Annotated in this window: 10 protein-coding genes, 2 rRNA genes and 1 pseudogene (1 of these 13 only partly in view); 2 read left to right on the top strand and 11 right to left on the bottom strand. The window is 36.2% G+C overall.

Features of this window, described 5'->3' with window-relative positions:
- Positions 1–612 carry a hypothetical protein gene (locus ELD05_RS02090; protein WP_127351176.1) on the bottom strand — a complete coding sequence of 204 codons (612 nt, stop codon included), beginning with the start codon at positions 610–612 and terminating at the stop codon, positions 1–3.
- Positions 609–779, bottom strand: a complete 171-nt coding sequence (locus ELD05_RS13950) for a hypothetical protein (protein WP_164742564.1) — start codon at positions 777–779, stop codon at positions 609–611. Before ELD05_RS13950 ends, ELD05_RS02090 begins: the two co-directional genes overlap by 4 nt.
- Positions 780–796: 17 nt before the next feature.
- Here ELD05_RS13950 and ELD05_RS02085 point away from each other — a divergent pair.
- Positions 797–1103, top strand: a pseudogene (locus ELD05_RS02085) (IS256 family transposase); the annotation flags it as partial.
- A gap of 75 nt (positions 1104–1178) precedes the next feature.
- Here ELD05_RS02085 and ELD05_RS02080 read toward each other — a convergent pair.
- A complete protein-coding gene (locus ELD05_RS02080; RefSeq protein ID WP_127351175.1) occupies positions 1179–1406 on the bottom strand; it encodes a hypothetical protein in 228 nt (75 codons plus the stop codon).
- Positions 1407–1958: 552 nt separating this feature from the next.
- Between ELD05_RS02080 and ELD05_RS02075 the strand changes: the two genes are divergently transcribed.
- A complete protein-coding gene (locus tag ELD05_RS02075) occupies positions 1959–4304 on the top strand; it encodes a glycoside hydrolase family 65 protein (RefSeq protein ID WP_127351174.1) in 2346 nt (781 codons plus the stop codon).
- A 103-nt stretch (positions 4305–4407) separates the two neighbouring features.
- Here the strand turns inward: ELD05_RS02075 and ELD05_RS02070 are convergent, their stop codons facing one another.
- From ELD05_RS02070 to ELD05_RS02035, 8 genes are all read right to left on the bottom strand, one after another.
- Complete coding sequence (locus ELD05_RS02070) at positions 4408–5427, bottom strand: LacI family DNA-binding transcriptional regulator (protein WP_127351173.1); 1020 nt, start codon at positions 5425–5427, stop codon at positions 4408–4410.
- Between the two features lie 87 nt (positions 5428–5514).
- Positions 5515–6348: a carbohydrate ABC transporter permease gene (locus ELD05_RS02065; RefSeq protein WP_127351172.1), complete on the bottom strand. Its 834-nt coding sequence runs from the start codon at positions 6346–6348 to the stop codon at positions 5515–5517.
- Positions 6349–6369: 21 nt separating this feature from the next.
- Positions 6370–7257, bottom strand: coding sequence for a carbohydrate ABC transporter permease (locus ELD05_RS02060; RefSeq protein WP_127351171.1), 888 nt, complete (start codon positions 7255–7257; stop codon positions 6370–6372).
- A gap of 97 nt (positions 7258–7354) precedes the next feature.
- Entirely contained in the window at positions 7355–8581 is a 1227-nt protein-coding gene (locus ELD05_RS02055) for an ABC transporter substrate-binding protein (protein WP_039763651.1), read from the bottom strand.
- A gap of 238 nt (positions 8582–8819) precedes the next feature.
- Positions 8820–11090, bottom strand: a complete 2271-nt coding sequence (locus ELD05_RS02050; protein WP_127351170.1) for a glycoside hydrolase family 65 protein — start codon at positions 11088–11090, stop codon at positions 8820–8822.
- 13 nt (positions 11091–11103) lie between these two features.
- Complete coding sequence (locus ELD05_RS02045) at positions 11104–11775, bottom strand: HAD family hydrolase (RefSeq protein ID WP_127351169.1); 672 nt, start codon at positions 11773–11775, stop codon at positions 11104–11106.
- Between the two features lie 295 nt (positions 11776–12070).
- Positions 12071–12187: ribosomal RNA gene (gene rrf / locus ELD05_RS02040) — 5S ribosomal RNA — on the bottom strand.
- An 81-nt stretch (positions 12188–12268) separates the two neighbouring features.
- Positions 12269–13070, bottom strand: a 23S ribosomal RNA gene (locus ELD05_RS02035) (it continues 2157 nt past the right edge of the window).

Below are 13070 nucleotides of genomic sequence, written 5' to 3'. Positions count from 1 at the left end.
CTAAGTATCATGATAATATGCCACAATTTGCTTTACTCTACCTTTTGATATTTTAAATTCAATTTTATAATAGAGACTGTCTTGGTAATAAATGCTGTCAATTTCACCTTTTTCGTTATAGATTATGCAACCAAATCGTGTGGTATCATCTTTTGTTTTTGGCTTGATATAGTATAGATATTCTTCGCCACCAATTTTTTCTGGACTATACCTAAATTTATTTATCACTCTTTTATAACTATCTCCAACTTCAATTCCTCTCGGTCCTTTTATTCCTCTCTTGTTAATCTCTGCGTATATTATATAAAATGAATTCTTTTTAACACCTGGCGCTAACCAAATGCTACCCCAATCATAGTAACAATATTCTACATAATCACCATAAGCACCCCACCATTCTTTCTTAACCTTTTTGGGTTTTCCTATTTTTTTTATCAATTCTTCCTCTGTAAATTCATATTTTAATTCTACCAAAACTGGCTCACCTTTTGTATAAACAGGCTTGTTATTTCTAAAAACAAAAAGATCCTCTTTAAAGATTAAAAACATTCCCATAGCAATAATTGTTATTACAACAAAAATTGATAGAAGCACAGATACTTTTTTTCTCATTTTTTAACATCCTTTTCACTCTTTGTTTTTAATCTTAGCACATCCATTGGATTTATTAAATCGCTTCTGCGCTCATAATTCGCATCTGGAACATATTTGTAAGTTTTGTTATTTCTTTGAGTAAGAGGTCCACTACTGTCACCTTTATAAACTTCTAAATGGAGCATTGCATCACCACCTCGATTTTATTGCTGCAATATCAGAAAAAGCAGAGTTTTATCTTGCCCATATGAAATACCCTGAGGAATTAAGAAAGCATATTCTTCCCCACAAACGCCGTTGAAAGTGTAAATAGCATGATTGAAAAGATTAGAGTAAATTCAGGTGGATACTTTCAGTCTGTTGAAGTCTTAGAAATTAATATTTACTTACAGCGAGAGAACTTACGCCGTACAAAATGGAAAAATGGAGTTCCCAGTATTAGAAAATGCATCAATAACATAACCCAACTTTACAACTTACGTTATAAGTTGGAAACACAAAATTCTTGACAAGTCTCCCTATAATATAACCACCTATCTCATTGGTAAAATGTAATACCTTATACTTGCCATTAAAACCTATTTTCAACATTGCCTTTCTATCTCTCCTACTACAATATTGTATCTCCTCAAAAGATACTCCTCTTCATTTGTCTTAATCTCAACTGCTCTCACAGGAATTTTAGATATGTCAGGCTCTTCAAACTTGGTTTCAAAATCTACAATAAAGTATATCTTACCCCCTGCACTCTTTAAAATCTCATTCGTAACCACTAACTTCTTGCCACCAATTTCTATTTCCTTGCCACACATCTTAATTTTTCATCCTTACCCTCCTATGTTTTATTACGTTGCTTTACATAAAAGGAGCATTTCATCATTTCACTCATCAATTGATTCATTAGGATTTTAATTGAGTTGTTATCTTTTTTACGAAACTTTATGCTAAAACTTTTCTTTTTGTTAACCTATACCCTGGAATTTATATGCAAATCTTATCCCTTGCATCTTTATATTGTCAATCCCGTTTTTTCTCTTTTTAAATTAATTTTTTTGATTTTTTCAATATAAAATTCTTATCTCTCTAAATATCTTAAAATTTCTTCAATTTTCTCTTGCTTTTATAATAACCAAAAGCTAACCTCGGTAGTTTCCAAGTCAGCCTTTGTATTATTTTTCATGTCAAACATAATAGCTCACAAACAAGAATATTCTCTCTGTGCTTTATTTGAACCCAATTTTATCGAAAATATTTCGGTAACATTCCCAAAACATATTTAAAAAGTAACTTCCAGCCATTGACTGTAAAATTATATTAAGGTATGATTACATAAAAAAGATTTTGCTGCGAAAGGAGAATTCAGCTTGAGAAAGCTTCCCAAAAAGCAAGCTATATTTTTGCCAGATGAGTGGAACATAATAGAAGATGGATTTCATCCTGAAAAGAATTTTATGCTTGAGACCATATTTACAGTTGCAAATGGATATCTGGGCCTGAGGGGAAACTTGGATGAAGATTTTCCTGACAAAAGCCAGAGCTTTAAAGCAACATATATCAACGGCTTTTATGAAGAGTATGATATAACTTATCCAGAGGGTGGATATGGATTTGCAAAGTGTGGCGAGGCAATGGTAAATGTAGCTGATGTAAAGACATTTGAAATAACAATTGATGGTGAAAAATTTAATCTATTCAGTGGAAAAATTGACAAATATGTGAGAAAACTTGATATGAGAAACGGAACGTTAGTGCGCGAAGTAATCTGGGAATCTAACAGCGGCAAGAAAATTTATATCATATTTGAGCGGCTTGCATGTTTTAAAAGACAGCATTTGGGAGCAATCAATATTAGAATAAAACCTCTCAATTTTTCTGGCAGAATAAAAATTGTAAGCAAAATAGATGGAAACTCTTCAAATCTGCTTGAGACAGAAGATGTGAGGGTTGGATCTGGAATAGAAAAATTTCCTTTTGAGACAATTAAAGCTTACTGTGATGAACTTAATGGTTTTTTAATGCAGAAAACTAAAAAGAGTAGACTCTCGTATGGCTGCATGGTAGATCATGTTTTGAGCATCAAAGAATTTTTCTACAAATCTTTTGCTGACAAAGGGAAAAATCTTGTCATATTTGAAATTGAATTTGATGCTAAACAAGATATGGAATATAGCTTGACAAAATATTTTTCATACTTCACACAAAGAGATGTTGAAGAAGATTTGATTGAAGAGGGCTGTGCTGCTGAAATACTTGAGGCAAAAAAGATTGGATTTGAAAACCTTTTGAAAGAGCAAAGAAAATTTTTGGAAACATTTTGGGAAAACGCTGATGTTGTAGTAAAAGGAGATCCTAAAATCCAGCAAGCTATAAGATTTAGCCTATTTTCGTTGCTTCAATCAACAGGTAGAAACGGTATTTCAAATATTGCCGCAAAAGGTCTTACAGGTGAAGGCTACGGAGGACATTATTTTTGGGATTCTGAAATTTATATAATGCCGTTCTTTATTTTCACGCATTCAGAAATTGCAAGAATGCTTCTAATACACCGCTACAATTTATTAGATGCAGCAAGACAAAGAGCAAAAGAACTTCATCATCGTGGTGCCCTTTATCCTTGGCGAACAATTGCTGGTAAAGAGTGTTCAGCTTACTTTCCAGCCGGAACTGCGCAATATCATATAAATGCTGATATTGTCTATGCCATTAAAAAGTACTTTGAAGCAACAGATGACCTTGACTTTATTAAAAACTACGGTGCAGAAATTGTATTTGAATCAGCAAGATTTTATGCAGATTTAGTGCACTTTAGTGAAGAAAAGGATGGGAAGTTTTGCATCTTTTGTGTAACAGGTCCTGATGAATATACAGCGCTTGTTGACAATAATGCTTATACAAACTACATGGTTCAAATGAATTTGGAATTTGCGGTAAGGTTATATAATCTACTGAAAGAAGCAGATAAAGAAGCCTTTGAAAGACTCTGTAATAAGCTTAAACTGTCAGAACAAGAAATTGAACTTTGGAAAAAGATAGCTGATAACATGTACCTGCCGTACAATGCTAAGCTTAAAGTAATTCCTCAGGATGATTCATTTATATACAAAAAGAGGCTTGATTTGTCTAAAATACCAGAAGAGCAGTTTCCTTTACTTTTACACTGGCATTATTTGGACATTTACAGGTATCAGGTTTGCAAACAGCCAGATGTATTGCTACTCATATACCTTTTGAGAGAAAAGTTCAGTTATGAAGATCTGAAAAACAACTATGAATACTATGAACCAATAACCACACATGATTCTTCTCTCTCACCAGCAATCTTTAGTATACTCGCTGTAGAGTTGAACCTCTTAGAAAAAGCCTATGAATACTTTAGATACACTGCAAGAATGGATCTTGATGATTTGAATGACAATACAAAAGACGGAATTCATGCAGCTTGTATGGGCGGTACTTGGCAGGCTATTGTATTTGGCTTTGGTGGCATGAGAACAGGAAAGGATTTACTTTCGTTTTCCCCAAGGCTTCCTAAAGACATTGATTATATCTCATTTAAGGTTAAATACAAGGGATGTACTATAAAAGTAGAAATAACCAAAAATAAGGCAATTTATACACTCTTGGCTGGTGAAGCTATCCTACTTTCTCATTATTCTCAAAGTTTTGAGCTTAAAAGTGGGCAAGCAAAGGAATTTGTAATTGAGACATAGGAATTAAAAAATTGCCTTTACAAACAACTTAAGGCTGTTTGGGGCATACTCAAAAAAACCCATACAGCCTTAATGTTTTTAGAAACCAAAATACAACACACAGTTAGCGCAGCCTTGCAGTTGACTCTCTTTTGACAAGCTCTGGTTCTAAAACAATATGATTTATGGGCTGTTTCGAAATTAGATTCAAAAGCAAATAGAAAGCTGACTTACCCATCTCGGATTTATTCTGCCTTATTGTTGTAAGTGTAGGTGTTATATACCTTGCAATAGAAATATCATCAAATCCAACAATGGATACTTTTGCAGGCACATCAACTCCAAGGTCCTTAAACCTCTTTATAAGCCCTATTGCCATCATATCAGATGCAGCAAAAACTGCAGTGACACCTTTTTCTAAAAAGTAATCCGCTGCTTTATATCCACTTTCTTCTGTAAAATCACCTTCGACAATGAGTTCATTGTCTATGCTAATCCCATTTTTGCTCAAGGCCAAAATATAGCCATTCAGTCTTTCCTGGCTTACATATGCTTTCTTATGGCCGTTTAAAAATCCTATCTTTCTGTGTCCAAGATGGATAAGGTGTTCTGTTGCAATTTGTGCACCTTTGAGGTTATTAGTAGTCACATACCCAATATTTGAGTTTTTAATAGGAATATCAAGCAGAACAACTGGATAGGTACTTTTTTGTATTTCATTTAGATATTCATCATCAGTTTTTAGTCCCATTACAAAAGCACCCTCAAGTTGCTTTTCTTGCATAACTGTGTCAAAGTGAACTCTCTTTTGCTCTTCTGAAGTAGTTGACAAGAGCACGACCTCATAACCATTGTCCATAGCAGCTTTCCTAAAACTTGTAAGTATCTCATAATAAAACACTCCATATATTCCTTCTCTTTCTAAATCCTCTATGAAAAGTCCTACTCGCTTTGTCTTGTTTGTCACAAGACCTTTTGCAAAGATATTTGGAACATAGTTTAATTTTTTTGCCATTTCAATAACTTTGTCTCTTGTTTCCGGATTTATATCTGAATAGTTATTAAGAGCTCTTGATACAGTACTTGGTGAAATACCCAAAGCCTTTGCAATATCTTTTATTGTCACATTCTTGCTCTTTCTCATTACTTTTCTCCCTCTGTTTTTGAAATGTTTTACTAAAACCTTAAAATAAATTATACACTGTTCTTCTTGATAAATTCAATATCTTTGTTACTCTTTTAACCCTGATGTTACAATACCTTTTACGAAATATTTCTGAAAAAGCACAAAAACTATTATAGTGGGCAAAGATAGCAAAATTGCGCCAGCCAAAACTTGGTTCCAAAATTGATAATACTGACCATAGAAAGAGTTAAGCCCAACAGGCAAGGTGTAGAGCTCTTCTGAAGATGCTATAATACTTGGCCACATAAAGCTGTTCCAATTACCAACAAAAATAAATATTGCTTGAGTAGCCAAGGCAGGTAGAGAAAGTGGCAAAAATATTTTAAAGAATATCCCAAAGCGAGACAGTCCATCAATAAGTGCTGCTTCTTCTAAGTCTTTTGGTATTGTCAAGAAATATTGTCTCATAAAGAATATATAAAACGCACTGACAAGCCACGGGATAATTAATCCTTTGTATGAATCAATCCACCCAAGTCTATTTAATATAAGGTAAATTGGTATTAAAAGAACCTGACCTGGTATCATCATTGTGCCGATTATCACGTAAAACACAACCTTTTTAAAAGGAAAATCTAGTCTTGCAAGAGCATATGCTGCCATTGAGTTAAACAAGATATTCCCGGCTGTTACAGCCACTGCTACAACAAAACTGTTAAAAAGCCATCTTAAAAATGGAAATTCATGTGTGATATATCTATATGAATCAAAAGTAAGTTTGTTAAAATCAATAGAAAATTTTGTAACATCTTCAACTGGCTTTAATGATGTAATGACTGCTATAAGGTAAGGAATTAGAGTTACCAATGCCCAGAGTATGCATATGGAATAAAAAATCATTTTTACTCCAATCCCATATGTGGTTTTTCTGCCCCACATCTTTTTCAGCCCCTTCACTTTTTAATATGACATCTCTTCACCAAAGAATTTCCTTTGAATCAATGTTAGAATAAAAATAATTCCAAACACAATAAACGCCATTGCTGATGCAACGCCCATGTTAAACTCTTTGAAAGCTGTTCTATAAATCATAACAACCATTGTCATTGCTTTCCCCATCGGTCCTCCATCAGAACCACCAATGATGTAAGAGAGGTCAAACATCTGCAGTGTGCTTATAAAAGACACAACTGTGTTGAAAAATATCATAGGCTTTAAAAGTGGTATTGTGATTTTAATTAGCTTTGTAGACTCTCCAGCACCTTCAACCTCAGCAGCTTCGTAAAGCTGGTCAGGAATTGTAGAAAGTCCTGATAAAAATGTAACCATGTAAAAACCGACAGAACCCCACACAGCTACACTGACAATTGCAGGCATTACAAATGAAGGCTCATTGAACCAGTTTCGTGGTGTTATACCTATATGGCTTAAAATCTGATTTACCAAACCATCTGTCTTGTATAAAAACAAGAATATTATTGACACAGCAACAGGAGAGGTAACTGTTGGAAGATAGTAGGTGGTTCTGAAAAAGTCTTTGAACTTTACCTTGTCATTTACTATCACAGCTAAAATTAAAGCGATAATTAGCTGAGTTGGAACCACCAAAATTGAATAGTAAAAAGTGTTTACAATCGAGTCCAAAAACATCTTACTTGTCAAGGCTTCTTTGTAATTTAAAAGTCCAACAAATTTGGGCGGTGTATCTCCCAAAAACGAAAATTCCTGAAAGCTTATTATAAACGCTTTTGCCAAGGGATAAGCAAAAAACATGAAAAATGATATAATGTATGGCAGAAGCATCACAAATGCAGTGAAATACTCTTGAACTTTTGTTTTATTTTTCATTTTTTATTCACATCCCCCTATAACTTACAATTATACTTTTATAAAGTAAGGCAGGGACTAAAGCCTGCCTTACCATATGTCACTCTTTGAAGCTTTTTTATTTCATAATTTGCTTTACTCTCTCTTCTATGTTCTTTTTTAGGTCATACTTTTTACCAATAACGTAATCTTCAAATGCTTTGTTGAAGACGTCCACAACTTTTGTGCCATCCAGACCATAGAAGTAAACTTGTGCATACTTTGCACCATCAACAAGCGCTTTTCTCTCTGGATAAGTTTTAGCAAAGTTCACACCTGCGCTCTTTAATGAAGGAAGCGCCAAACCTGCTTCAACAACAAACTTCTGTCCGCCCTCACCAGTCAAAAATCTTATAAGCTTGAACGCTTCCGGCTTGTGCTTTGAATTTTTGCTCATCACATATGCAACGGTGAATGCCATTGTTGACTTGCCAGCTGGCCCTGCGGGAAGTTCTGCAATACCATATGAGTCTTTTGGAATCTTTCTTTCGTTCAAGAATGGAATCATCCAGCCACCTTCAATTGTCATAGCAGCTTTTTTGTCCGCAAATGCATCTCCTACCCAGCCAGCACCTAAGTCCTTTGGAGTTTTACAAATTCCTTCTTTGAAAAGGTCAAGTGCAAATTTAAAGCCTTCCAGAGCTTTCGGGTCAGTAAAAACTGGCTTGCTACTGTCAAATACCTTACCACCGTTTTGATATGCAAAAGGTTGAATTCTTGCAAGCTCAAGATTCATTGTAAGACCTACAACCTTGCCTGTTGTAAGTTTCTTAGCATAATCCTTTAGCTCCTGCCATGTCCTTGGAGGACGAGTTAAACCTGCTTGTTTGAACATCTCTTTGTTGTAGAACAAGACCAATGTATTGTAGTCTTTTGGAAGACCATATACTTTACCCTTGTAGATAAATGGCTGTAAAAGTGATGATTCATATCCAATTGTCTTTACATTGTATTTCTTCATCCAATAGTCAAGCGGTTCTAAAACACCTTTTGCAATATACTGCCATGCTGGCATTGAATCCATGTAAAAGATATCAGGCTCTGTCTTTGATGCCATAAGTAGCTGCATCTTTTGGTTATAGTCACCGACAATCTCAACTAATTTAATATCAACATTGGGATATAGCTTTTTGAACGCTGCAATTTGGTTTTGGACAATCTTCTTCTCAGCAGGAGAAGATGCCCACGCACCAAGCCTTAATGTAATTTTTGATGTAGCATAAGCACTCTTTTGTGAAACTGCAATCCCAATACTCAAGGAGATAATAAACACTAAAATAAGTAAACCTGCTAACAACCTTTTCATAAAACCAAACCTCCTTTGAGATTACTTAAATATTTTCGGAAATGTTTTCGACAATTTTATTATACAACAAGTTATTATTTTTGTCCATACTTATCTTAAAAAATTTTTGTTTTTTGTTTATATATCATAAACTATTTTGCCATAGTCCCAAGATAGCCTTAACCTTCATCGAAACTATTTTCGAAAAACAAATCCCCTGTGAAAAGCGCTCATTTTTGCTTTTCACAGGGAAAACTGTTTATATGGTAACTTCTTGCCCTTTAATTTTTAGCTTTACACTTCCCTTTTCAACCCTTTTTTTGACCTCAACATTATCTTTTGTAATTGTAAAGTCAAAAAGGTTTCCTTTCCACCAAATACTAAACTTCAAGCTTTCCCATTTTTCAGGAAGCCATGGATTGACATTTAGGATGTCATCTTTTTCTATGCTAATGCCACCAAACCCAAATACTAAAGCTTGCCATGTACCACCAAGTGATGCGGCATGAATACCTAAATGAGTATTCCCTTGGTTGTCTTCAAGATCTGTAAGAGCTGTTCGCATAAAGTTAATATATGCTCTGTTCGTCTCACCAACCCTGACACCCATCAAAGCATATATGCTCGGACTCAAAGATGATTTGTGCATAGTTCTCTTTTCATAGTAGTCATAATTTACTTTCTTTGTTTGGTCATCAAATTCTTCACCAAGCAGGTAAAGAAGCATTACAACATCTGCCTGTTTTATTAGCTGGTAGCTATTCAGCTTGTCGAGTTCTACACCTTCTGGCCAGACTGGCATATTATTCTGGTCATATTCTTTTATAACAAAATCTTTTAGGTTGAAATACCCTTCAAACTGTTCAATTAGTTTTTTGTCGGGATAGTATGGTATATAAATCTTTGAAGCTATCTCTTGCCATACAGAAGGTTCTTCATCAGATAGGTTTATCTTTTTGGATAACTTCTCAAAATACTTTGGATATTTTTCCAAAAGCAGATTGCAGAGTTCTGATGCTTTGAGTAAATTCCACTTAGCAAGATAGTTTGTGTATGCGTTGTTGTTGCAGTGTTCGTGGAATTCATCAGGGCCTATAACGTCGTTTATCTCATACCTATCTTTTTCTTTGTTATATTTACAAATTGATGTCCAAAACCTCGCGGTCTCAATTACAATTTCTGAACCGTAATTTAAAAGGAAATCTATATCATCAGTTGCGCGGACATAGTTCATAACTGCATATGCAATATCCGCAGAGATGTGATATTCTATATCACCAGTCCATATCCTAACTGGATTTCCGAGATAGTCATATCCCCACTTTGGAGTTTCTTCTTCGCCTGTATCTGCACTCTCCCACGGGAACTGAGCACCTTTGTAGCCATTTTTCTTTGCATTTTCTCTTGCCGCATCAAGCAAGTTGTATCTGTACATAAGCATCGCTTTAGCTGCTGCAGGGTTTGTGTAGATATAAAACGGAAGCATAAATATTTCAGTGTCCCAAAAAACATGTCCTTTGTAACCTTCACCATGAAGTCCTTTTGCACCAAGGCTTACATGTTCATCCTCTAGATTTGCCATGCTGATAAGATGATAGATATTGAACTTTACACTTTTGTTGGCAACTTCATCTCCAACTATCTCAATATTGGCAACATCCCAAAGTTTTTTATATTCCTCTATATGCTCAAAAAGTAGCTTCTCAGCACTTTTTGTTTTGAATTCTTTCAATTTATTAGTACAAGTTTCAAAAACATCTCCAACATTTTTTTCTCTTGAGGACACCAAAACACTTAGTTTTTCTATCTCATAACGTTCTCCTTGTTTTGCTTCAACCTCAAAGTTTTCTGTAATAATGCATCCTAAATCTTTTGTAAACCTATTAAAATGACATCTTTGGTTATTCAAGAAAGCCTTTGTCGAGCTTGCTATTCCTACTTTATACTTTTTGTCCTTTGTAGTAATACCAAGATATATACCATCTGCAAAGTCCTTCTTTTTATCTATCTCATAATGCTTCACCCTGTCATTCGGAACATCCTTAGAATTCACAGTAGTTGCGTCAATAAAGCTTTCAATATTTAAAACTGCCGAATAGTTTTCGCACACAACATTGTACTTCTGAACAATTAGATTCTTATTATTCATACTTACAAAGCGGAATCCTTCTATAGCTGTAATTCTGCCTTTGTTATCTTTTAGTCTCAACTTTCTATACAAAACACCTTGTTTTAAGTCTAAAACTCTTTTGAATTCAAGTATCTCACATTTCAAGGGATTCAAATACTCTCTATTGATATATATCCTAAGACCAATCGGATTTGGAAGGTTAACAAGCTCTGTGACTTGTGCAGTAGATTTATCAAAGACACCAGCAATGTAAGTTCCCGGAGTTTCATCGCAAAAAACTTCCTCGTTAATTCCTCTTATCCCTATATAACCATTTGTAAGAGCAAAACATGTTTCAAACTTGCCAGAAACTTCAAATTTATCCTGTTCAATCAGCCATTCGCGTTCTGATAATTTCATGTACAAAAACCTCCTAAACTATTTTAAAAACCTTTTCGTGAAGATTTTCAAGAAGTTCTATTGTAACCTTGTCCAACCTCTCAACTATAAAATGAGCGTTTTTCAGTCTTTCAAACTGACCATCTCTGCAAACCCCAATTGTAAGCATTCCAGCAGAAATTCCTGCCTTGATGCCATCTATAGCATCTTCAAAAACAACACATTCTCTTGGATTTACATTCAGCCTTACTGCAGCAGTCAAGAATATCTCGGGGTCAGGTTTGCCTTTTTTAAAATCATAACCTGTTACAATTGTATCAAACATTCTATCAATACCAAGTTTTGTTAAGATTTTACCTGTATTTTTGCTTGACGATGCAACAGCAAGTTTTACTGAGTTTTGTCTAAAGTACTGCAAAATCCAAATTGCATCATCAAAGGCTTTTAAACTATCAGTTTCAACAAGTTCTAAAAAATATCTTTGCTTTTTCTCTGCCATCTGAATAAGCTGGTCTTCTGGGAGATCTCCAACAATACTTTTTATTCCATCCATCCTGGGCTTCCCATCTACTTTTTGTTTGTAATCTTCATATTCAAATTTGTATCCATGATTGTTGAACATTCTTTTCCACGCTTTGAAATGAAGCTTTACAGTGTCAGTCAAAACTCCGTCCATATCGAAAATTGCTGCTTTAATTTTTCCCATAAAGTAGCAAGCCCCTTTACTAAAGTTGTCTCCTAAAGTTATTATAAATTTTTTTCGAATTGTTTTCAATATTGTTTTCGATTATTTTCGAAGAGGACTTTTACATTTCCTAATTGGAAGTAGTGATTCAGATAAGGTTGGTTTTGTCAAAGAAAACGAAATGACCAGCGATGGGAATAAGTCAAAATAAGTGGCTTTTGTCAGAAAGGATGTTAGAGAATTCTGAAAAAGCAAGAACCACCATCTAATGTATAAGTGTTTGTTAATTATTTAACGATAGAGAATAAAATAAAAAATCCGGCAGCCACCTACTTTCCCGTGCCGTCTCCAGCACAGTATCATCGGCGTTGCGAGGCTTAACTTCCGTGTTCGGAATGGGAACGGGTGTTACCCTCGCTCTTTCGCCACCGGATTTGTTACCTCTTCTTTCTTCCTTTCCTTTCTTCCTTTTTATCAGCAGCCTCGCAAGTGAATAGGGTAAGACTGGTTTTTTTCGGTCAAGCTCCTCGGGTCATTAGTACCGCCTTGCTCAACGCCTCACAGCGCTTACACATGCGGCCTATCTACCTGGTAGTCTCCCAGGACCCTTACCACCTCTTCGGTGTGGGGTATCTCATCTTGGGGTGGGCTTCACGCTTAGATGCTTTCAGCGTTTATCCCATCCGGACTTGGCTTCCCAGCCGTGCCCCTGGCGGAACAACTGGTAAACCAGCGGTCCGTCCAACCCGGTCCTCTCGTACTAGGGTCAGCTCCCCTCAAATACCCTGCGCCCGCGGCGGATAAGGACCGAACTGTCTCACGACGTTCTGAACCCAGCTCACGTACCGCTTTAATGGGCGAACAGCCCAACCCTTGGGACCTACTTCAGCCCCAGGATGCGATGAGCCGACATCGAGGTGCCAAACCTCCCCGTCGATGTGGACTCTCGGGGGAGATCAGCCTGTTATCCCCGGGGTAACTTTTATCCGTTGAGCGACGGCTCTCCCACTCGAAAACCGCCGGATCACTAAGCCCGACTTTCGTCCCTGCTCGACCTGTCGGTCTCACAGTCAAGCCACCTTACCGCCTTTGCACTCCTACCGCACGATTTCCATCCGTGCTGAGGTGACCTTTGGGCGCCTCCGTTACCTTTTAGGAGGCGACCGCCCCAGTCAAACTGCCCACCTGACAGTGTCCCATCACTCGGTTCAGAGTGTCTGGTTAGTGCCCCAGTGCACCCAGAGTGGTATCCCACCGACGGCTCCATGGAAGCTGGCGCCCCCACTTCTCTGCCTCCCACCTATCCTGTACAGGGC

Source organism: Caldicellulosiruptor changbaiensis, from assembly GCF_003999255.1.
Taxonomy (GTDB): Bacteria; Bacillota; Thermoanaerobacteria; order Caldicellulosiruptorales; family Caldicellulosiruptoraceae; genus Caldicellulosiruptor; species Caldicellulosiruptor changbaiensis.
The sequence above is the reverse complement of the archived record's forward strand: the minus strand, read 5'-3'. Positions and strand labels throughout refer to the sequence as shown.

What these genes read in the sequence shown, in the direction of transcription:
- ELD05_RS02090 (WP_127351176.1), bottom strand. Translation starts at nt 612, where the DNA reads ATGAGAAAAAAAGTATCTGTGCTTCTATCAATTTTTGTTGTAATAACA.
- ELD05_RS13950 (WP_164742564.1), bottom strand. Translation starts at nt 779, where the DNA reads ATGCTCCATTTAGAAGTTTATAAAGGTGACAGTAGTGGACCTCTTACT.
- ELD05_RS02080 (WP_127351175.1), bottom strand. Translation starts at nt 1,406, where the DNA reads ATGTGTGGCAAGGAAATAGAAATTGGTGGCAAGAAGTTAGTGGTTACG.
- ELD05_RS02070 (WP_127351173.1), bottom strand. Translation starts at nt 5,427, where the DNA reads ATGAGAAAGAGCAAGAATGTGACAATAAAAGATATTGCAAAGGCTTTG.
- ELD05_RS02065 (WP_127351172.1), bottom strand. Translation starts at nt 6,348, where the DNA reads ATGTGGGGCAGAAAAACCACATATGGGATTGGAGTAAAAATGATTTTT.
- ELD05_RS02060 (WP_127351171.1), bottom strand. Translation starts at nt 7,257, where the DNA reads ATGAAAAATAAAACAAAAGTTCAAGAGTATTTCACTGCATTTGTGATG.
- ELD05_RS02055 (WP_039763651.1), bottom strand. Translation starts at nt 8,581, where the DNA reads ATGAAAAGGTTGTTAGCAGGTTTACTTATTTTAGTGTTTATTATCTCC.
- ELD05_RS02050 (WP_127351170.1), bottom strand. Translation starts at nt 11,090, where the DNA reads ATGAAATTATCAGAACGCGAATGGCTGATTGAACAGGATAAATTTGAA.
- ELD05_RS02045 (WP_127351169.1), bottom strand. Translation starts at nt 11,775, where the DNA reads ATGGGAAAAATTAAAGCAGCAATTTTCGATATGGACGGAGTTTTGACT.